23 protein-coding genes are annotated in these 21,672 nt (G+C 62.0%); all 23 read left to right on the top strand.

Translation table 11 applies throughout. The features are described 5' to 3' along the window. The first annotated feature begins 4 nt into the window (after positions 1–4). The 23 genes from sake_RS09585 (at position 5) to sake_RS09475 (ending at position 21,615) form a co-directional block, all read left to right on the top strand. Positions 5–454, top strand: coding sequence for a phage terminase small subunit P27 family (locus tag sake_RS09585; protein ID WP_178945912.1), 450 nt, complete (start codon positions 5–7; stop codon positions 452–454). Positions 455–483: 29 nt separating this feature from the next. After that, positions 484–2,253 carry a terminase large subunit gene (locus sake_RS09580; protein WP_197964425.1) on the top strand — a complete coding sequence of 590 codons (1,770 nt, stop codon included), beginning with the start codon at positions 484–486 and terminating at the stop codon, positions 2,251–2,253. Between the two features lie 30 nt (positions 2,254–2,283). Continuing rightward, positions 2,284–2,505, top strand: a complete 222-nt coding sequence (locus tag sake_RS09575) for a hypothetical protein (protein ID WP_178945911.1) — start codon at positions 2,284–2,286, stop codon at positions 2,503–2,505. A 6-nt stretch (positions 2,506–2,511) separates the two neighbouring features. After that, entirely contained in the window at positions 2,512–4,626 is a 2,115-nt protein-coding gene (locus sake_RS09570) for a phage portal protein (protein ID WP_178945910.1), read from the top strand. 8 nt (positions 4,627–4,634) lie between these two features. Beyond that, positions 4,635–5,447 carry an HK97 family phage prohead protease gene (locus sake_RS09565; RefSeq protein ID WP_178945909.1) on the top strand — a complete coding sequence of 271 codons (813 nt, stop codon included), beginning with the start codon at positions 4,635–4,637 and terminating at the stop codon, positions 5,445–5,447. 2 nt (positions 5,448–5,449) lie between these two features. Further along, positions 5,450–6,784, top strand: coding sequence for a phage major capsid protein (locus sake_RS09560; protein ID WP_178945908.1), 1,335 nt, complete (start codon positions 5,450–5,452; stop codon positions 6,782–6,784). A 25-nt stretch (positions 6,785–6,809) separates the two neighbouring features. After that, positions 6,810–6,986 (top strand): hypothetical protein, encoded by a 177-nt coding sequence (locus tag sake_RS09555; protein WP_178945907.1) that lies wholly within the window; start codon positions 6,810–6,812, stop codon positions 6,984–6,986. A gap of 31 nt (positions 6,987–7,017) precedes the next feature. Next, positions 7,018–7,581, top strand: a complete 564-nt coding sequence (locus sake_RS09550) for a hypothetical protein (RefSeq protein ID WP_178945906.1) — start codon at positions 7,018–7,020, stop codon at positions 7,579–7,581. 2 nt (positions 7,582–7,583) lie between these two features. Next, a complete protein-coding gene (locus sake_RS09545; RefSeq protein ID WP_178945905.1) occupies positions 7,584–7,952 on the top strand; it encodes a hypothetical protein in 369 nt (122 codons plus the stop codon). Then, complete coding sequence (locus sake_RS09540; RefSeq protein WP_178945904.1) at positions 7,949–8,206, top strand: hypothetical protein; 258 nt, start codon at positions 7,949–7,951, stop codon at positions 8,204–8,206. The genes sake_RS09545 and sake_RS09540 overlap by 4 nt, the downstream gene beginning before the upstream one ends. A gap of 11 nt (positions 8,207–8,217) precedes the next feature. Further along, entirely contained in the window at positions 8,218–8,619 is a 402-nt protein-coding gene (locus sake_RS09535; protein ID WP_178945903.1) for a hypothetical protein, read from the top strand. Positions 8,620–8,687: 68 nt separating this feature from the next. After that, positions 8,688–9,377: a hypothetical protein gene (locus sake_RS09530; protein WP_178945902.1), complete on the top strand. Its 690-nt coding sequence runs from the start codon at positions 8,688–8,690 to the stop codon at positions 9,375–9,377. A gap of 177 nt (positions 9,378–9,554) precedes the next feature. After that, positions 9,555–9,911 (top strand): hypothetical protein, encoded by a 357-nt coding sequence (locus sake_RS09525; RefSeq protein WP_178945901.1) that lies wholly within the window; start codon positions 9,555–9,557, stop codon positions 9,909–9,911. A gap of 83 nt (positions 9,912–9,994) precedes the next feature. Continuing rightward, complete coding sequence (locus sake_RS09520) at positions 9,995–10,309, top strand: hypothetical protein (RefSeq protein ID WP_178945900.1); 315 nt, start codon at positions 9,995–9,997, stop codon at positions 10,307–10,309. A gap of 108 nt (positions 10,310–10,417) precedes the next feature. Beyond that, positions 10,418–15,592, top strand: a complete 5,175-nt coding sequence (locus sake_RS09515) for a tape measure protein (protein WP_178945899.1) — start codon at positions 10,418–10,420, stop codon at positions 15,590–15,592. Further along, positions 15,592–16,908: a hypothetical protein gene (locus tag sake_RS09510; RefSeq protein ID WP_178945898.1), complete on the top strand. Its 1,317-nt coding sequence runs from the start codon at positions 15,592–15,594 to the stop codon at positions 16,906–16,908. The genes sake_RS09515 and sake_RS09510 overlap by 1 nt, the downstream gene beginning before the upstream one ends. A gap of 15 nt (positions 16,909–16,923) precedes the next feature. After that, positions 16,924–17,805, top strand: coding sequence for a hypothetical protein (locus sake_RS09505; protein ID WP_178945897.1), 882 nt, complete (start codon positions 16,924–16,926; stop codon positions 17,803–17,805). Next, entirely contained in the window at positions 17,802–18,911 is a 1,110-nt protein-coding gene (locus sake_RS09500) for a hypothetical protein (RefSeq protein WP_178945896.1), read from the top strand. The genes sake_RS09505 and sake_RS09500 overlap by 4 nt, the downstream gene beginning before the upstream one ends. 26 nt (positions 18,912–18,937) lie before the next feature. Next, entirely contained in the window at positions 18,938–20,179 is a 1,242-nt protein-coding gene (locus tag sake_RS09495) for a hypothetical protein (RefSeq protein ID WP_178945895.1), read from the top strand. 28 nt (positions 20,180–20,207) lie between these two features. Next, complete coding sequence (locus sake_RS09490) at positions 20,208–20,360, top strand: hypothetical protein (RefSeq protein WP_178945894.1); 153 nt, start codon at positions 20,208–20,210, stop codon at positions 20,358–20,360. A 3-nt stretch (positions 20,361–20,363) separates the two neighbouring features. Continuing rightward, positions 20,364–20,831 (top strand): carbohydrate-binding protein, encoded by a 468-nt coding sequence (locus sake_RS09485; protein ID WP_178945893.1) that lies wholly within the window; start codon positions 20,364–20,366, stop codon positions 20,829–20,831. After that, positions 20,832–21,290 (top strand): hypothetical protein, encoded by a 459-nt coding sequence (locus sake_RS09480; protein ID WP_178945892.1) that lies wholly within the window; start codon positions 20,832–20,834, stop codon positions 21,288–21,290. Beyond that, positions 21,283–21,615 (top strand): hypothetical protein, encoded by a 333-nt coding sequence (locus sake_RS09475; protein WP_178945891.1) that lies wholly within the window; start codon positions 21,283–21,285, stop codon positions 21,613–21,615. The genes sake_RS09480 and sake_RS09475 overlap by 8 nt, the downstream gene beginning before the upstream one ends. Positions 21,616–21,672: the final 57 nt, after the last annotated feature.

Raw genomic sequence — 21,672 nt, 5'->3', positions numbered from 1 at the left:
CTGAATGCCAGGACCGGCCGCCAAACCCAGGGCGATGCGCCTGATCGAAGGCAACGCCGCCCGACGCCCGCTGCCTCCCGAGGTGAACTTCGGCAAAGGTCTGCCCTCCAAGCCGGAGCATCCCGATGAGCTCGACGCTGATGGGAACTGGTTGTGGGATCAGATCATTGACCAGGCCAAGGATGCGGGCTTGTTGAAGCCGATTAATGCGGCCGCGATGGAGCATGTCTGTCAGACGTTCTCGCGGTGGCGGCAGGCTGTCCGGTTGCGGCAGGCCGAGGGCATCATGTCGGAGAACTCGCAGGGGCAGGTCATTGCCCCGTGGGTGAAGGTTGAGGAATCGGCCGGTCGTGAGTTCCGGGCGTGGTGCAAAGAGTTCGGTTTGACGCCGGCCGCTGAGGCTGGGTTGAAGGGACCGGAGGAGGATGACGCGGCGGGTAACCCGTTCGCCTGAACGATGACGTGAAGAGGTGATGATCGGCCGTGTTGGCTACTCCTCTCACGGTGAACCAGGTAAAAATGCCGTCCACGCGGCGCCTGAAACGGCTGAAGCTCTCCCCGGAGGTCGCGTTCTACCTGCTCTCCCGCGGCTACGAGCTGCCGGACTGCCCACCGTTGGTGAAGACACCGGAACCGTCGTGGGTCAAGGACGCGGTCTTCGACCCCGAACGGGTCGATCACGTCATCGCCTCGTTCCGCACCCTGCGGCACACGCAGGGCACCTGGGCGGGGAAACCGCTGGACCCGTCGCCGTGGCAGGTCGGACACATCCTCGCCCCGGTTTTCGGGTGGGTTCACCCGTCTGAGGACGACCCGACCCGGATGGTGCGGATCATCCGCAACGCGACCGTCGACGTTCCTCGCAAGAACGGGAAGTCGACCATCTGCGGCGGTATCGGACTGTACCTGACCGGGGCCGATTATGAGGCCGGTGCGCAGGTGATCGCGGCGGCCACGACTAAGGATCAGGCCGAGTTCGTGTTCAACCCGGTCAAGCAGCTGGCCGAGTCGTCGAAGGTGTTGCAACGATCGTTCGACACGGTCAAGGGCCGGATCATCCACAAACGGTCCTACAGTTACTTCCAGGTTGTTTCCGCCGTCGCTGAGGCCCAACACGGGGCCAACGTGCACGGTGCGATCATCGACGAGCTGCACATTCACCGGAAAAAGGACCTCGTCGAGGCCCTCGAGACCGGCACCGGCGCCCGTGAGCAGCCGCTGATTTTCAAGATCACGACCGCTGATGAAGGCAAAACGAACACTCCTTACGCCTCGAACCGGTCCTATATCGAGAAACTCGCCCGCGGCGTGTTCAAAGATGAGGCCACTTACGGGGTCATTTTCGCCGCCGATAAGGACGCGGACCCTTTCAAAGAGTCCACGTGGAAGGCAGCTAACCCTGGTTACGGGGTCACACCGACGAAATCGTCGATGCGGGCGGCAGCGAATAAGGCGAAGAATTCCCCGGCGGAGCTGGCCGCGTTCAAGCGACTCCGGTTGGGGATCCGCACCAAGGAAACCACCGGGTGGATTGAACTGGCCGATTGGAAACGTAACGCCGGGACCAGGATTGACGAGCGAGACCTGGCCGGGAGGGTAGCCTACGGAGGCCTGGACCTCGCGTCGGTCTCCGACCTGAACGCGTTGTGCTGGTTGATCCCGTTCGAGGACGAGACCGAGGGCTATGACGCGATCTGGCGGTTCTGGACCCCGGAGGATAACCTCCCGGCCCTGGACGAACGGACCGGCGGCAACGCGACCCGTTGGGTCAAAGACGGTTGGTTGACGCTGACGCCGGGCAACGTCTCCGACTACGACTTCATCAAAGAACAGATTCTCGCCGATGCTGAGACGTTCGAGGTCGCCTCCATCGGTTACGACCGGTGGAACTCTTCGCAGCTGGTCAATGACCTTGTCGAAGAGGACATGCCGATGATCAAGGTCGGACAGGGCTACGCCACCATGAACGCGGCGCTGGTGGAGCTGCAACGGCTCGTCAAGCTCGGGGCCGCTGGCAAGCCCGGCCAACACCGGCCCAGGGTCCGGCACGGCGGAAACCCCGTCGCCATGTGGTGTGTGGACAACCTGGCCGTGGATATGGACCCGGCCGGCAACGTCAAACCATCGAAAGCCAACAGCTCCGAAAAGATCGACGGCGTGTCCGCGCTTTTGGACGCCCTGTCGGAGGGCATGAACGGGCCGGCACCGACCCGGTCAGCGTACGAGGATGGCGGCACCGTACGGGCCGTCTAAGACCAACCACAAAAAAAGGGGACCGAGCCCGTGGGCAAACATCACGACATCTACCTGCGACAGCAGGTCGTGGTCACCACCCTGAACAACGATTCGCTATCCGGGACGGTGACCTACACCGACCGACACGAGATCACCCTCGAACACGTCGAGCTACTGACCAACAAAGACCCGGTCCCACTGGCCGGGGTCATCAACATTCAGGTCCCCGCCATTGCGTGGATTCAGGTCCACCACCAACGGAAGGAATAGTGAACTATGGGTCACGGAATCCGCGACGGCGACATCATCTCGCTGGATAATCAAAAGTCCGGGGCCCTGACCATGTCGCAACCCCTCATGGACTACCGGCCGGCCGGGAGCCTGGATCCTTACGACCTGTGGGCAACACAGCCCTCGGTCCGGACCGTCATCGGGTTTATCGCCCGGTCTGTCGCTTCTATCCCTTTTCACGTTTACCAGGGCGACTCGTCCGGTGGTAAGACGATCGATCCGACCAGCAAGATCCACCAGGCTCTGCACCGGCCGTGGCCGAAACAAGGGCAAGGTCGATTCATCGAGGCACTGGTCAACGACCTCTACATTTTCGGCCGGTGGGGATTCCTCGCCATGCCCGACGGGAGCGGCGGCTACGAATTCCCGAAACTGAAAGGCAACCGGTTCTCGACCGTCGTCGACGGATTCGGCCGGTATGAGGGCGTGGCGATCTGGCCGGAAAAGAGCGGGGAGCCGGAGATCATTCCGACAACTGACGTTGTCTTCGATATGGGCCCGGAACCGATCTTCGGTAAGCACCGTTACGGATCCACATCAGTGGCTACCCTCGACGATCTCGCCCGCGAGCTCACCGCCCTCGGCGATTACCGGGCAGACCTGTTCTCCAACGGTGCCAGGGTCCCGGCGGTGATCGAGCGACCCTCGACGGCGCCGAAATGGTCCGACGAGGCGTGGGGTCGATTCAAAACCGAATTCTCAACGTATAAAGCCGGCGGCGGCAACGCCGGAGGCACCCCGATCCTGGAGGATGGGATGACCTACCGGTCCGTGGATTCGGTGTCCCCGAAGGACGCCCAGTATGTCGACGTCCGCAAACTCGCGTTGGAAGAAGCCGCCGAAGCGCTGCACGTCCCGCCGGAGCTGGTCGGGGCCAGGCAAGGCACCTACAGCAACATCCTGGCGTTGCGTGAGCAGCTCTACCAGGATGTCCTGGGCCCGTTGATCCGGTGGACGCAAGAAGCTTTGAACGTCGGGTTGGCTCATCTGCTCGATGCGGACGAAGAGATCCGCGCCGACGTTGACTCGAAGTTGCGCACCGACCAGGCGACCAGGGCGAAGATCTACCAGACCACCGTCGGTGCGCCCATCCAGACGGTCAACGAGGCCCGTGCCGAACAGGGCTGGCCGGCCGTGGACGGCGGCGACGAGTTGATCACTCCAATGAACGTCACCCAAGGCGGGCTGGCGGGTCCGAACGATACGGGCCAGACCAATGAGCCGGACCCGGCGGATCCGTTGCCGGATCTGGAAGCTGGGTCGAGTTTGGGAAAAGCCGCAGCCCCGGAACGGGGCAAAGCTGACACCGCAGACGACACCGAGGCTGACAGTAGCGATGAGGGCGAGGCGGCCTTCACCGACCTCGACGCAGAACCGGTCCAAGGGGCGCTCGAGGCGATGACCGAGGCCGTGTCCAAGGAAATGAATCGGATCATCAGTGACGTTGCCTCCAGGCTTGGCTTCGATCGGGAAACCGGTGAGAAGGCCCGCTACTCGGATTCGTTCGTTCCGGGCCGGACCGTCGACGGCGGTGTGGACATGGCCGAAGCCTTAGCGGTCGCGTTCTCGGCTGAGGACCAGAAAGCGATCGTCGGGATCCTTGAAAACCATCTCGGCGACGTCGCCGCTGAAGCCTCGTTGCAGACCCTCGGGGAGTTGGGCGCCGACCTGGGCGTCTGGGCCCGCGAGAAGCAATACGGGTGGCTGTCCAAGGCCGGGAAATCCTACGCTCAGCTGCTGGTCGATGACGGGCTCTACCGGAAACTGCGCGATGTTCAAGAGAACGGGGTCCAGCAAGTCGAGCTCAGGATGACCGCGATCCTCAACGCTGCGAACCAGCAGGCTGAAAAGCGCATCAACACGATCGGGACCGAAGTAACCAGCTTTGGGGCCGCCGACGCCGCCAAAGCCGCCAAAGCCACGCACAAGACCTGGCACACGACCTCGAAGAATCCGCGGGCCTCGCACGCGGCCCAGGACGGGCAGACCGTACCGGTCGATGACACGTTCAACAACGGGCTGCGTTGGCCCGGTGACTGGACCGGGTCCGGGCCCGAGACCGCGCACTGCCAATGCCGACTGACCTATTCCAAGGAATGAGGACACACATGATCCGCACCAAGAACTTCGACACCGCCGTCGAGAACGTCGGGGACGAAACCGACACCGGCCTGGCCGACGGCGAGTTCAAAGCCATCGTCTCCGTGTTCGACACCGTCGACGCGTTCGGCGACGTCGTCCGTAAGGGAGCCTTCGCCAAGTCCCTACAGGATTGGGGTGCTAAGGGCCAGCAGATCCCGGTGATCTGGTCGCACGACTGGGCGGACCCGTTCTCGCACATCGGCACCGTGTCCAAGGCCGTCGAGACCGACCGGGGCCTGGAAATCACCGGCTACATTTCCCCGGACGAGCAGGAACACAACCCGAAGGCCGCCCAAATCTACCGGCTGCTGAAATCGAGGCGCGTCAACCAGTTCTCGTTCGCCTTCGACATCGAGGACGGCGGCCCTACACAGTACAAGGGCCAGGACGCCTACGAGTTGCGGCAGCTGAAGATCCACGAGGTCGGCCCATGCCTGCTCGGCGTGAACCAGGAAACCGAGCTGCTGGCCGCGAAAGCGGCCGAACTGACCAGCCGCGGCGACTTCGCCGGCACAGCCCGAGACCAGCTGCAGAAAGCCTACGAAACCCTCGGCCGGATCCTCGACGTCACCCCCGAGGCCGGCGTCGAGGATCAGACCGAAACACAGACCACCCCACCGGAAACAGGTGGGGATCAACAGGATGCGGCCAGAGAGGACGCGGCCAGCCCCAACGGCGGGCCCGCCAGCGACCCAGGCTCCACGCCAGCATCCGCAACCCGCCAACGCCTCGACATCGAGATCGCGCTGGCCGAAACCGAAGATGAAAGTGAGGACTAGCCATGCCGGCTACCGCAACTAAAGCTCCCTGGGTCGAAAAGCTCGAGAAGGCCCGCGACATTGCCGCGACCGCCGAGACCGCCGCCCGTGAGCTGACCGACGATGAACGTAAGAGCATCAGTGACCTGTTCCGTGAGGCGCAGGGCGAGAAAGCTAAGGCCACTGAGCAGGCTAAGACCAAGCGCGATCTCGAGCAGGTCGGTGAGCTGCTGAAGGCCGAAGAGGCCGGTGAGCTCAACGAGGAGGCCCTCAACGGCGCCAAGCGTGGGGGCAGCTTCAAGTCCCAGTTCAAGTCGCTCGGCGAACGTTTCACCAAATCCGACGAGTACCAGGGCCTGCGTAACCGCTACCCGCAGGGCATCCCGTCGAAATCTGACCTGTCCATGGGTCAGGTCCAGGTTCCCGGCGGCATGAAGGGTCTGCTGACCTCGTCCGGGCAGACCGAGGGTGACGCCTCGACGCTGATCACCCCGGACAAGCTCGGCCTCGTGCCCTACCCGTATGTGGCGCCGAAGCTGCGTGAGGTCATCACCAACGGCACCACCGGCTCGGACAAAATCGAGTACGCCCAGCTGGTACCCACCGGCGAGGACGGCAACGAGAGCAACGCCAAGGGTGTGAAGGAAGCACCCTCGACGACAGGAAACGTCGGTGTCAAGCCCGAATCGTCGCTGGCCTTCCGTAAGGCATCGGCCGAGGTCATCACCGTCGCCCACTGGATGCCCGTCACCCGCAAGACCCTCTCCGACGCCGCGCAGATCCGCACGATGATTGACTCGTTCCTCAACCAGGGGCTGGAAGAGGAAGTGGAGCGGCTCATCCTCGCCGGCGACAAGGACAACCCTGTCGGCGAAGAGGAATGGGACGGCATCCTCAACACCAGCGGGCTGCAGGACCAGAGCTTCGACGGCGACGTCGTCCGCACGATGCGTAAGGCGATCTCCAAGATCACCCGCCGCAACGGCAACGTCACCGCCGCGCTGGTCTCCCCGGAACTCGACGAAGAACTGGACCTGCTTAAGGACAACACCGGCCGCTACCTCGGCGCCGGCCCCTGGCAGTCCGGACCCGCGACGATCTGGGGTCGGCCTCGCGTGGTCGTACCCGGCCTGTCCGGGACCGGGAAGTTCATCCTCGGTGATCTGTCCACCTGCGTCATTTGGGACCGGGAGCAGGCCACGATCACGGCCACGGATTCGCACGCGGATTTCTTCATCCGAAACCTCGTCGCCGTCCTGGCCGAGCTCCGCGCCGGATTCGGGATCCTCAACCCCTCGCTGTTGGTCACCGGCCCCGAGGCCGGCACCGGCAACGCGGGTGGCGACGACTCCGAGTAAAAACCCCAGCAGGAGGTGGTTGGTCATGACCGAGATGGTCGTGATCAACGGGATCCGGTACAAGCCCGTCGACGCTGCGAAGGTCGGCGGGCGCCCGGAGCCCGACGAACACACAGAACAGAAACCGGCCCGGAAACGGCGACCGGCCAACAAGGCCCGGAAACCTCCCGAGCCGGTAGAAACCGAGACCGCCGAGGCGTAAACCGCCCGGCAAAGATTGGATGGTGAGGTCAGTGGCCGATACGACGACACACGACTACTTGTGCGACCCGGAGATCGTCGCTGACCTCGCCACCACCTACTACAACCAAACGTTCTCCGCTGAGGACGTGCGGGTCATCGAAGCATGCCGGAATGCGTCCTCACGATTCCGGGCAGCCGTCCGGCACCCCGTCACCAATCCGGGCCCGCAACAGTTCATCCTCGACGGGACCGGGACCCGATACGTGCAACTACCCGTCCTGAACCCGGTCATCGAACGAGTCTCCATCCACGGCGAACCCACCAAAACGCGGGTATCCCGGCGCGGAATCCTCGAATTCAACACCGTCACACCCCGCAATCTGGAAGCGATCGACGTCAGCATCCTCTCCTCCGGGCTCGAGACCGTCCCGGAAGAGATCACCGGTCCAGTCACTTGGGCCGCGCTACTACGGGTCGGTCAATACCCCGGCGTCCAGTCCATCCAGGTCGGGGCGATGAGCGCGGTCTACGGTGCCACCGGGACCACCATCGTGACCGAGGAATGGTCCCAAGCCGTCTCCAACTACCAAATCCAGCGAGGGGACAGGGCCTAAAGATGTTCTTCCTCAACGCACAACTAACACGCTCGAAACCCGGCACCATCTACGACCACGGCCAAGAAATTCCCGACTACGACCATATGGTCCAATCCCCGTTGGGATCGTTCAACGTCCAACCGGCAGGCGGGTCTGAGGACTTGGTGCGGGCCCTGGCCGAAGAAACCGAATGGGTCGCCTACGGCGGGTTCGGGCCGGACCTGGATTCGGCCGATGAGATCAACATTCTTTTCAACTCCGGCAAGTACATCCCCGGCCTGGAGATCAGCGTCCCAGTCCAAGTGTGGGAATCACCCATTGGGCTATCCCACATCGTGATTCAGCTGAAGAAGCGATCCGCCAATAGGAGGGAAGAGCAGCAACCGTGAGCAAACCCGTGAAAGTGGTGTTGAACCGTAAAGCCGTGGGGCAGCTGTTGCGACACCCGAATTTGAAGAAAGACCTCGTGGATCGGGCCAAACGAATCCAGACCGCAGCCGGCGGGGACAAACGAGGGTTCAAAGCCGACTCGTTCGAAGGTTACGACCGGTCCCGTGCCCAAGTCGTGGCAACAACCCATACGGCCAAATCCGATGAGGCCAAACATCGAGCGTTGACCAAAGCCCTCAACGCGGGGAGGTGAGCCCAGAACCGATGTTCGACTACCTGCCCGACGGGGAACAAGCCCTGATCGAGAAACTCTCGGCAGCGCACCCGGACCTGATCATCAGCACCCGCGAACCAGCCGCACCCGCCACCGCGTGGGTGCGGCTTTTCCGTATCACCGGCGACGACCGGCTCTACGGGGTCACCGGCACCGAAACCTACGCCATCGAATCCTGGCACAAGAACCGCGAATCCTTGGCCTCCAAAACAGCCATGGACCTGCGGACCACCATCCTCACCTGGGGATTCAACCGTGGCCAGAAGCTCACCAACGACGAACACACCGCCCTCATCCGCTCCACCGGTGCATCGATGCCGATCAACCTGCCAGACCCCGACGGGCGGACCCGGTACACGTTCAACGCGAACCTCGTCCTACGCCACCCATAACCACCCACTGATTTAGGGCCACCACCCCTGGTACCAGACCAATCGATCCAAGAAAGCGAGAAACCATCATGGCTACTCTCGAAACAGTAGACGTCCGCAACGCCGACAACGCCCGCGCCTACGGCGACTCCGACACCGACGTCTGGCTCGGACGTATCCACCGCGACCAAACCGTCCAGCTTCCCCGATCCAGTAACGACCTGGTCAAGTTCTCCGAGACCCACCCGCCGCTCGGATGGCTCTCCGAAGACGGTGTCCCCTTCGATACCGATATTGACTCGGAAGAGTTCAAGGGCCTGCAAGGATCCCAAATCATCAAGAACAAGATCACCCAGACCAACCGGTCCGCGACCATCCAGGCACTGGAGGAATCCGTCCGTGTCGGTGAACTGTACTGGGATCACGGCGCCCCGAAAAAGGTCGCCGGCAGCACGAACGAGACGATCGTGGATCTTCCCGGCTCACTGAAGACCCTGGATTGCTGGGCGATCTTCAAGTTCACCGATGGCGAGAACTTCGTTATCTACGTGTGGCCGCACATCCAGATCACCGACCGCGGCACCCTCGACCATAAGAACGATGACCTGTCCCTCTACGAGATGACGGCGAAGTTCATCGGCGACGGCTACATGATCACCAACAATGCCGACTACGCCAAGCACGCCGAAGGCACCGACGGGGAAGGCAACGATGAGGCCAATACGACCCCTGAACTGCCGGCCGGTGAAGACGACACCGAGGGCGAAAAAGCAGCCTAACCTGTCGCCCACTTAAGACCGGGTGGGTCGGGGCCGGCCATCCGCGCCCGACAAGGAATCTTGTCCACGGCATGGAAGGTATAGGTGGTCCCCGGCCTCGGCCCACCCTCAACAAAAACCCATCGAGACCACCTGAACGAGTATCAGCCAAACAACATATTCGAAAGGCCCACCACCATGGCTACACCCCGCAAGAACACCAACACTGCCGCCCGCGCCAAAGAAGCCGGAGCGAAGCAGCCCCAGGACCGGCAGACAGCATCCGAAGAAGTCGACAGCAGCATCCACGAATTCAACTGGCGCGGCAACGTTTACGAAATCGATATCGACGACCTGGACGACCTCGAATTCGGGGACACCCTGCAGCAAAGCGTCAGCCAAGGAATGCGCATCCTGCTCGGTGGGGAACAGTACCGCACCCTGATTGAGGACCTGAAAGAAAACGACCCCAAAGGCAAGGGCAAGGCCCGACAAACTGAGATGCGTCGCTTCTTCGAAGACTTGAGCGAGTTCGTCCGCCCTTTGGTCGATTAATCGGGCTTCTCTACGCGCTCGAACACCACGGCGGCGCCCTGGAATTCGACCTGCACCGGTACTGCAACATCGACCTTGTCGACATGTACCGCGGCCTAGTCACCCCCAGGAAGATCGCCGTGCTGTTGGAAAACCTCCCACCGGACTCCGCCGTGATGCGCAGAGTCGGCGGCAACGGTTCTTTGACCGTGGTCGAACACGCACTGAGAAGCCTGTTCCACGTTGGCCAGTTGCAGCTCTACCAAGGCGGGGGAGGATCCGGGCGGAAACCCAAGGCACCCGAAACCCCACCGACCTACGAGCATCAACGTCAGGTCGAAGCGCGTAACCAAGCCCGACGTGACAGGTGGCTGGCCAAATACGGTCACGCCCTCCCGTCCCGACAACACAACACATAAAAAACCGACACCTCTAGAAGGCGGCCAAGACACCCCGGGACCACCCGGAACGTCTTGGCCGCCTTCTTTGGTGCACCCACATTCACATATTGAGGGAGGCGCCCACTTATGGCCGCAGACAAAGTCGAACTCGCCCAGGCGTACATCTCCCTCATCCCCTCCGCTCAAGGGATCCAAAGCAACATTGAGAAGACGCTCATGGCACCGGCAGCGAAAGCTGGCCGGAACGCCGGGGCAACAGTATCCAAAGAGCTCAGTGGCGGCATGTCCGATGGGCTGAGAGCCTCCAATAAACTCGTTGCCGGTCTTGGCGCGGACATAGTCAAGTCCATGAACTTGACCGGGCCTCTCGGTGCCGAGGTCAAAAACGCCAACGCGTTGATCAAACAGATGGGCTCGACCTTCCGGCTCGGGTTCAACGACGCACAAGCCGCCGCGTCCAGCTTCACCGGCGTCATGGGCACCCTCGGGGGAACCACACGCAAAAGCCTTGACGCAGCCGCGGCACCGTTTCAGAACCTGGCGGCCGGCTTCACCTCCACTGAGGCGGCAGCATCCGCGCTGACCGGGCGCATGGGGTCCCTGGGCGGGGCAGTACGGACTGTCTACGATCGGGCGGCCGCACCGGCCCAGAACTTCCTATCCGGTCTGAAATCCCAGGACGCGGCATCCTCGTCGTTGACCGGTCGGATGGGCACCCTCGGTGGTGCGGCCCGGACCGTGTTCAACAAAGCCGCAGCCCCGGCTCAGAACTTCCTCTCCGGCCTAAAATCCCAGGACGCCGCTTCGTCAGCGCTGACTGGTCGGATGGGCACCCTCGGTGGAACCGTATCCAAAGTCGGCTCCACCATGGGCGGGGCCCTCAGCAAGGCCGCCGGTGGACTCGGAGTGGTCCGGGCCGGTATCGGCAACTTCGTCACCGGCATGCGTGACGCCGACTCGGCAATATCACCGGTCACCGGGAAGATGGGCACCCTCGGCGGGTACGTCTCCCAAGCCGCCACCCGCTTCTCGACCTTCCGCGCAGAGGCATCCAATGCCGCCGGGAAAGTCATGGGCGGAGTCTCCGGCATGGCCAACTCCATGGTCGGCTTCGGGGTCAAAGCCGGTGCGGCCCTGGCCGGGGTCGCCACCGGTATCGGCGCGATCGCCGTCACCGGGGGCCTGAACCGTGCCATTCAGATCGAAGATGCCCAGGCAAAACTGACAGGCCTAGGCAACTCAGCTTCTGATGTCGACGAGATCATGAAGAACGCGACCGCCTCGGTCAAAGGAACCTCCTACGGGCTGAACGAGGCAGCCTCGACCGCTGCCGCAGCCGTTGCCGCTGGCATCAAACCCGGAGCGCAACTCGAGGACGTACTCAAAACCGTGTCGAACTCGGCGGCGATCGCCGGGGTCGATATGAACTCCATGGGCTCGATCTTTAACAAGGTCGCCGCCACCGGCAAACTCCAAGGCGACGAGCTACTCCAGCTCTCCGATGCCGGTGTCCCGGCCCTGTCCTTCCTCTCGAAGGAAACCGGGAAAACATCGGCCGAAGTCTCAGACATGGTCTCGAAGGGCAAGATCGACTTCGACACGTTCGCGCGCGCCATGAAGTCCGGCGTCGGTGATGCCGCGTTCCAGATGGGCAAAACCACCTCCGGTTCGTTCGCGAACCTCAAAGCCGCCATATCCCGGCTCGGGGCCGGAGCGGTCCAACCATTCCTACCGCTGGCAAAAACCCTATTCGGCGTCCTAACCGCCGGAGCCGATGCCCTGGCCGGGAAAGTCACCCCGTTCTTCGAGTCCGTCGCCGGCGCGATCGGCCGGGTCGGGGCAGCCATGACCCAGCTGGGCGGCAACAACCTGACACAGAACATTGTCATGAGCATGGGCATCACCCCAGGTTCGCCCCTGTTCGCCGGGATGAACGAGCTCATCGGTGGAATCCGTGCCTTCCGGGCCGCCTGGCAGGCCGCGGACGGGCAAGTCACCTCCTCCGGGTTCCCCGGATTCATGGAGCGACTGGCAAACGGTCTGCACACCGCCAAGGGAGCGTTCACCGGATTTGTGCAGTCCGCGCCCGTCCAGGTCTTCGCCGGCATCGGTGCCGCACTCGCCCCGGTCGCGGCCGGGCTCGGGGCCATGGTCGCCAACGCCCTGAAACTGCCCGGACCCATCGAGGCCGTAGTCAACAAGTTCATCCCGTTTAACGGGATTCTCGGGAAGCTGGCCGGCGGGTTGCGGTTCCTGGGCGGTCCATGGGGCATGCTCATCTCGCTGATCGTCTCGGCCATATCGACCTCGGACCAACTGAAGACCTCGCTCGGGGGAATGTTCGGGACGATTATGTCCAGTCTCGGGCCGGTCGTGACCGGGATCGGGCAAGCCATCGGCGGCGTCATGGTCACCGTCGGGCCGCTGATCGGGCAACTGTTCGGGGCACTAGTAACCGCAGTTCAGCAAATCCTGATCGCCGTGATGCCGGTGATCAAGATGCTGGTCGACGTACTGTTCACCCAGCTGGTGCCGGTATTCATGCAGCTCGTCTCGGCTGTCCTGCCGCCACTCGTCGCGATCTTCGGGGTCGTGATCCAGGTAATCACCGCTCTGTTGCCGCCGATCACGATGCTGATCAGCTTCATCGTCAGCCTGCTCGTACCGGTCATTCAGGTTTTGGTCACGATTCTTTCCACCCTGATCACCTGGATCGCGCAGGGCTTGACCATAGCCATCACCTGGCTGACCACCACCGTGTTCCCAGCACTGGGTGTAGCGATCCAAGCTGTGGGTGCGTTCTTTACTTGGCTGTGGCAGAACGTCGCGGTTCCCGCGTGGAACGCGATTCAGATAGCGATCCAGGCGGTCGTAACCTGGTTTACCACCGTCGCGCTGCCGTGGTTCCAGTCCGCCCTGAACGTGCTCGGCACGGTCTTCAACTGGCTTTACATCAACGTGATCCAGCCGGTTTGGACCGGGATCAAAATCGTCATCGCTATCGCGGTCGCCGCGATCCTGACGATTTTCGACGGGATCATGTGGGTCGTCCGCAACGTCCTGGGCCCGGTCTTTACATGGCTGTGGCAAAACGTGATCGTCCCGGTCTGGAACGGGATCAGTGCGGCCATTTCCTGGGCATGGAACAACATCATCAAACCGGTCTGGGACGCGATCAACGGGTTCATCAACACGATCCTTGTCCCGGTGTTCAACTGGTTCCGCTCGGTGGCCAGCACCGTCTGGAACGCCATCGGCACAGCTATTCAATGGGTTTGGAACAGCATCATCAAACCCGTTTGGGACGCCATCAACTGGGTCATCAACACGATCCTCGTCCCGGTTTTCCGCTGGTTCCAGAGCGTCGTATCGCTGGTTTGGCGTGGGCTCGGCATGGAAGTCCAGTGGGTCTGGAACACGATCATCAAACCGGTCTGGGACGGCATCAAATGGTTCATCGATAATGTCCTGGTCCCGGCCTTCAACTGGCTCCGTGACCGGATCGCCGACGTGTGGAACGCCATCAGTTCCAAGATCTCCAGCGCCTGGAACTGGATCCGCGACACTGTGCTGAAGCCCATGGGCGACTTCCTCCAAGGAACCGTCGTTGACTTCTTCCGCAAGACGAAAGACGGCATCAAAAACGTCTGGGACAAGGTCCAGGACATCGTCAAAAAGCCTGTCTCGTTCGTGATCAACACGGTCATCCGAGACGGGTTCGTCAAGCACTTCAACGACATCGCCGGGAAGTTCGGTGTCGACCCGATTAAGTTCGACGGAGTCGGCTGGTCCAGTGGCGGCTACACCGGCCCCGGTGCCAAGTACGACCCGGCCGGCATCGTCCACGCCGACGAGTATGTCGTCAACAAGGCCTCTCGTCGCAGGTTCGAAAAGAAATACCCCGGATACCTGGACACCATCAACCAGACTGGTGACCTTCCCTCGAGCCCGCAGAAGACACGGGAACCGAAACTGCACGGCGGCGCCTACGCAGGAACCGTCCCACCGCACGGGCCCGGCACTAGTGTCTGGGGCTCCATGCAGGCCCAGGCTTCTAAGACCGGGAAAATGGTGTTCAAGAACACCAACATCTCCGGAGCCTCCACCCAAGCGGCAGCTAAAGCATGGATGGGCCGGTCCGCCCTGGACGTGAAGATGGGCTCCGGCGGGCCTGGTGTATCCAACTTCGTCAACGGAGCCTCCGGCGGCTGGGGCTACTACTCGGGCAATACGATCCAGGTCTCGCCTGGTGTCCCGGCCGACCGTGTCGACGGGGTTCTGGTCCACGAGATGGGCCATGCCCTGGGCCTGGACCATCCCGGTTCGCACGATTCCTCGTCGGTCATGGATCACTTCATGTCCGGTGGAGACTGGCCGCATTCCGGTGACTATCAAGCATTGGTCGAGACGTGGGGTCAGCCCGGTAAGGGCGTGAAGACCTACGAGAATCCCGGCGGTGACGGTGGTGATGGGGGCGGTTGGGCCGCGAAGCTGATCAACTGGATGCTCGATAAGTTCGTGCGCCCGTTGTTGGGCAAGATCCCCGGCGCCGGTTTGATGACGGACTTCGCCAAGGGCGGGGCCGAGAAGATCATCGAAGGTGCTGTCAGCTTCATCTCCGATATGTTCGGGGGCGGTGGTTCCGAGGACGGGAACGTGTCCGCGTCCAAGTCCGCTGAGGCGTGGAGACCACAGGTCAAGGACGCGCTGAAACGGGTGGGACTGCCGACTAGCAACGACTACGTCGACGCCTGGATCCGACAGATTCAATCCGAATCTGGGGGTAACCCTAACGCCCGGCAGGGCATCGTTGACGTCAACTCCGGCGGTAACGAGGCGGCTGGTTTGGTCCAGGTCATCCCGTCCACATTTGATGCCTACCGGGACCCGTCATTGCCGAATAACCGGATGGACCCTCTGGCCTCCCTGGTCGCGGGGATGCGCTACGCCAAAGCTCGCTATGGCGCCTCGGGCATGCTCGGTGCGATCGGGCACGGGCACGGGTACTCCGGTGGCGGCTTGGTCAAACCATTCTTGTATGACGGTGGCGGTTGGTTGGAGAACGCCGGTCATGCGCAGTTGGTATCCCACCAGACCCGGCAACCCGATGCGGTGTTGTCCAAACCTCAGTGGTCGGATATGCACGCTCTGGCGGAGCAAGTCCGGACTAGCACCCTGGACGGTCAGAAGATCGAAAATAACTACACCATCCAGGAACGTCTGGAACGGTCCCCGGAGCACATGATGCAGCGCATGACCGAGATGCAGGCCCACGAGTACAGGAAAGCAGGGTTGATCTGATGAGTTCATGGGAGACCATCGACGGCCGGCTGCCCAGGGTTGCCACGCTGAAGTGGGGCGACGGGCTGTCGTTGGCGCTGACCAACGTCGAGGAATTCGACGCCGACTACCAGGCGTGGATTAAAGAGCTCGACGGGTGGCTCGGTGGGGTCGATGTTCACGCGGATAATACGCAGCGGACCCTCTCACACGGGCTGTTTCCTGAACCGTCCGTGCGGACTGGGCGGGTGATCACCCTTGAGGGGTACCTGTTCTTCGACACCGAGCGGTCCCGGACGATAGCCGAAAGGTTCGTCTCCGGGATTCTCGGTGACGGGGGATTCGGGACCCTGACCTATGAGGTTGAAGGTGGTCCGGCGTTGACGTCGACGGTGAAGCTCGACGGGACAATTAAGGTCACCTATCACCAGCTGGACACGTTGGAGTTTCAGATCCCGCTGATCGCCGCCGACCCGTTCCTGTACGGAGAGTCCCAGCGGTTCCAGGTGTTCCCGGCCGGGTACGGGATCGGGCTACGCTACCCGCTGTTCTCCCCAGCACGGACTGGCGGTAATCAAGTTACGTACGTCGAGGGGCTGACCTCCGGAGACCCCACCCCCGAGGGCGGGCCCTCGGCGAGGTTCACCGGTGGCACCGGAACCTCGAGCTACATGGTGAACATGACACCGGTCCAGGCGGGAAACACCTACACCCTGACCGGACTGGCCAAAGCCGACCGGACCAGATCGGCCTTCACCATCCGTTACGTCCTGACCGGGCCGGGCAGAACCGACCAATCAGGATACTTGTTAGCTTCCCCGGTCACCCGTGAAGTCAGCCTCGACTGGGAGTCCTACAGCCTACCGATCTCCGTCCCGGAGGGATACACGGCCATGACGATCACCGTGTACACCAACCACAAAAACGGTGCCGTTACCGACGCGGTCCAGGACATCGCCGTGACCCTGACCGGACCTAAACCGGGCGTGCTCACGTTCGGAACCAGCAATCCGAACACTCGAGCGATCATCGAGAACCAAGGCAACTCCACCGCCTACCCGCTGATCCGCATCGTCGGGGACATGCCCTCCGGATTCGTCCTTCACGACTCCACCGGCCGCACGATCGAATACCCTGCCCCGGTCTGGCAGCAGGCACCCGTGGAAGTCAACAACCAAGACGGGGCCATCTACCAGAACAACCTCGACCAATCCGCACGGGCCACCAGACGGCAATGGTTCTCCATCCCTGCCGGGAGCACCAACACGGTCAGGATCACCGCGCTGCAGTCCGGTGACGGGTACGCCGACATCATCCACCACGACACCTACCTCTAAAAGGAGCACCCTACTATGGCTACCGGATTCGGCCTCGACATCGACCAGAACGGCAACGGCACCGCACCCGACGACATCCAACGCATCATCGGCGCGAACTGGCGGGTCGCCGGGATCCTATCCGGCTGCGCCGTCGAGACCACGTCGACCATGCAATATCACGTCTTCGCCGGAGCGGTCGTCATGAACTGGGGCATGGACCAGAAGGTTCTCGTTCCGGTTGAAGAGACCCGCATCCCGGTCGACCCGAATCCGGGCACTACTAGCCGGCGGGACAAGATTTATGTTCAGCAAAGGACGACCGAGGCCGACGGGGACAACCTCGCCGTCGTCGCCTCCACCCCCGGGGCATTACCAGCCCGGTCCATCCTGCTGGCCGACTACGAGGTCCCCGCGAATTCGACCTCGACCTCCGGGGCGATCGACCGGGCCAACCGTGTCTACACCCGGTCCGTGGGTGGGCAGTATGGGCAGGTCGCGAAATTCATCGATACCGACTCGAGCGTTCATGGGAAAGAACTGATCAAGCGCGGACAGCAGCAGCTCTGGTTCGGGGCCATGTGGAACGGAGTCGCGCCTACAGATCGTGACCTGATGATCCATTTCAACTCGTGCATCAGCGCCGGCCCGAATCAAGGCGCCGACCCTGAAGGGTCCGTGATCTATAAGTTCTACCTCAACGACGCCCTGGTCTATTCGGTCGAGCGGGTCTTCAACAAGTACTGGGAATCCAAGCACTATGCCTTCCCCGTCGTCATCGAGCAGGCCAACAACACGATCCACTACACCGTCCAGTGGTCGTCCGGGGCCTCGTCCTGGGCGGTCCGCTACGGCGGGGCGAACAAAGCACCGGGGGATCAGATGGTCGTGGTCGATAACGGGGTAGCGAACCTATGAGCTGGGCCGTCTACCTCATCCGAACCGTCACCGGTGAGCTCGGGGCACAGCTAGACCCCGTCTCCGGGTCCTGGTCGATCGAGCTGAACAAGACCGAGTCCGGGGAAGTCACGGTCAAGAAACAGGACCTGGCTCAGATACCGCGATCGTGGTGGACGCCCTGGCAAGCCGGGGTCCTGTTTACTTACACCGACCCGTGGGGCGACGAGAAACCGGTCGTGGCCGGGCCAATCACCGGGTGGCCGTCCGAGAGCACTGACGAGTTCGTCCTGGATTGGTCAGGAATCCGCAAGATACTCGAGCGGCGCATCATCACCAACAACAAAGAATATCGGGGCCTGTCCTTGGGCACGATCGCCTGGCGCATCGTCGAGGAATCATGCAATGAGAAACCCTCCGGCGGGCTGCCGATTGTCCACGCCTCCCCGGAACAAACCGTCGACGATGACGCATCGCACCAACGGACCTATGAGGCATGGAACCTGTCGAACAACGGGATCGACAAGCGCCTGACCGAAATCAGCGAGGTCATCAACGGGCCAGACATCATGTTCCAGCCCCAATGGGCCAACGATGAGCGCACCGCGATCGAATGGGCCATGTACCACGGCACCGAGACACGGCCGCCGATTATCCAAACGTGGATCCCGGACTTCGACCTGACCGGGCCGGCACCATATGCGATGGATCCGACAGTGACCTCGGATGCGTCCGCGCTGGTTCACCGGGTCTGGGCGACCGGCTCCGGTGAAGGCGAGGACATCGCACGGGCCTACGCCGAGGATTTGACCAGTCTGCGCGATTGGGTGCCGTACATGGAGAAGGTCATTACCGACTCCGAGCAGGGCGACACGACGAAACTCGGCGCGAAAGCCGCCGGTGAGCTGGCCAATTCCAAGTCCATGATCGACCAACTCTCCATGTCGATCCGGGCGGATTCGAAGAAGTACCCGCTGGGGTCGTGGATGGTAGGGCATACCGGCAACGTCACCATCGCCGGGTTCTTTTCGATCCCGGATGGGATGTACCCGATGCGGATCATCAAAGCCTCCGGCGGGCTGGACGAGAAGGTCAGTCTCGAGTTCCAGCAGGACGCCTGGGACTAAGCACCAAAACGACAAGGGAGGCCGCTATGGCTAGACGTGTGGATCTCAAAAGCGTGCCGGTGGATTCACTACGAATGATCCTCGGCGAGGCCACGACCACGCACACGCGCCCGTTCGGGCAGAAAGCAGCCTCGGCGGGAGAGGGCATCAATTACGGGACCTCCACCGGGCAGGTGCTGCGGTGGGATGGGGACGCCGTCGCCGACTACGACGCGAGGATCAGCGAGGCGAAACAACTGGTCGTTGAGGCCACGGACGGGCTGAACAAGGCCGGGCAGGAGCTCGAGGACGCGAGGGAGCGTATCGGCGCGGTCGAGGCCGGGACCACCCCGGAGGCGATTGGGTCTACCGCAGCGGATCAGATCAACAGCAACAAGCTGTTGGTCGGCCGGGACGCGATACTGACCGGCACCCTCGACGTTGCCCAACTGAACGTGACCGAGGAAATGGCGGCCGAGGTGGTCCGGGCGATGAGCACCGAGACGAAACAGCTGGTGGTCACCGAGGACGCGATCCTGAACCGGGTCACCGTCATTCAAGACATTGTCACCCCACAGCTGGTCGCCGAGCGCATCAACGTCCAAGACCTCGGCGCCCGCCTGGTCACAGCCGGAGCGATCCAAACCGACGCGGACCTGAACCGAGGCATCAAAATCAACGATGGCGGCATTGAAGGCTTCGACACTAACAGTCGCCAAACGATACGCATCAACGGCTCCGACAACCTCATCATCGGCAACCTGGCCACCGCCCCACAGAACCAGACCGGCGTGAAGATCACCTCCCGCGGCTCGCTAGCCGCGATGGACCTCTACTCCGACATCACTCCTGGCTCGGACTACGCACCTCACGGCGGAATCTGGTTCGATTCACCCACCGACAACATCTTCAACACGGCCATGCATATGGCCGCAACCACCAAAACCTCGGTCGCTGCCGACGATCCCGGCATTCACCTGTTGCCGATTGCTAAGACCATCAGCTTTACCGGCAAATTCACCCGCGATTCAGCGGCCATGAAATCCGGGCAGCTCGAGGCCGCGAACATTAGCGGCGGTGGCTATTCCGACTGGGTGGTGACGTTCCCGAACAGCATGACGCCAGGATCCAACGTCGCCGTGTTCGTCAGCCCAGTTGCCACCAACCTCACCGAATTCGCCTACGTCCTCAAGAACGTCGGCACCGGCGGGTTCACACTCCGACTGGTCAACAAATCCACCAACGCATCCGGCTACTGCTGGATTAAATGGACCGCGATCGCGATCTAAACACCCAACGGAAAGGACACCCCACCATATGGAGCTCAGCAAAGAGCAGCTGAAGGTTAAAGCAACCTGGCTGGAGGACGAGAACCGGCGATTGCGGTCCCAGCTACTCGACACCCAGATCATCGCCGGAGCAATCCGGCTCGAAGACACCGACTCGGACGCACAGGATGAAGGGGAATAGGGCATGTTCACCGAAGCCGATATACAGGAACTTAGTGACAACGATTTGATCCAGGCAGGTGACCTGATCAGCACGGAGCTGGATCGCCGCAACAAGGTCAAATCCGCGGCCAGTGACATCGACCGGATCATCCAGGGCTACCAGGACGCCCTCGGGCGGGCCGACGGGGACGAATGGGTCCAGCCCACCTCCGCCGTGGACGCCTACCCAAAGGGCGCGACCGTCACCCACCATGACACCACCTGGACCTCGACCACCCCGGCGAACGTATGGGAGCCCGGATCCGCAGGGTGGGTAGAAGCACCTGCCGAGGACGGCACCCCGGCCGAGTATCGGCAGCCTACCGGCTCTGTCGACGCTTACCAGGCCGGCGACCGGGTCACCTACCAAGGGCAGGTGTACGAATCCGTGATCGACGGAAACGTGTGGGCACCCGATGCCTACCCGGACGGGTGGGAGAAGGTGGACTAGATGAAACGTCTAACCGGTCACCGTGTCGCGATGCTGGGGATCATGCTTATTGGTGGGTCTTCGGCATTTGCCTACTCGGGGTTGTTCATCCCGCCGGTCGATTCTCCAGGACCGTTATTCCTGACTGACGACGGAACATTGCTGTGGGTCTACGCACTGGCATGGCTGGTGGTGACCGTGCTGGCGGGGCTGGATTTCGTCCTCAATAAAACCACCTGGTCGGTTCCGGCGTTCATTGGCATCCTCACCGTCTGGGGTCTGTCTTATGTCGGGGCTTGGATCGTGGGCAACTCGGATCGTGACCCGTGGAAAACTGCTCTACTGTATCTAGGATTTGCCGCGTTCGTGCTAGGTAAACACCTGGAAGTCACCCGGTACGAGAAGCAACTAACCAGAGCGAACAAGCGCATTGTCCAGGCAATGACCGGGCCGGGAAAGCAGGTTAACCGCGATGGGTGACTTAATGGGTCCGGGCCTCGGGTTCTTGGGGATCGTCATTGGCGGGTTGATTACCCGGTGGACGAAACGGACCCCGGAGAAGAAGGACCCAGCTGATCGCCAGACGGCATTAATGGAGCTACTAGCCAAGCGTGTTGAAGCGCAGAGTGAACGTTTGGACGCTCAGGATCGAAAGATCGGCGACTTGAACGAGAAGGTCGAACGCTTATTCTCGAAAGTGGTTTCTGCCAAGCGGCATATTGTCCGATTGGAGGATCACATCCTCCGCATTGGTCGAGAGCCACCGGTCCGCCCGCCTGAGGTAGCGGAACTATTCGACGACTAGACCCCCAAGTGTTGGGGGTCTTTTTTATGCCCATTTAGGAGGTCATGTTGTGAGCAG

Source organism: Kocuria sp. TGY1127_2 (assembly GCF_013394385.1).
GTDB lineage: Bacteria > Actinomycetota > Actinomycetes > Actinomycetales > Micrococcaceae > Rothia.
Note: the sequence above shows the minus strand (reverse complement) of the source record. Positions and strands in the feature narration are given on the sequence as shown.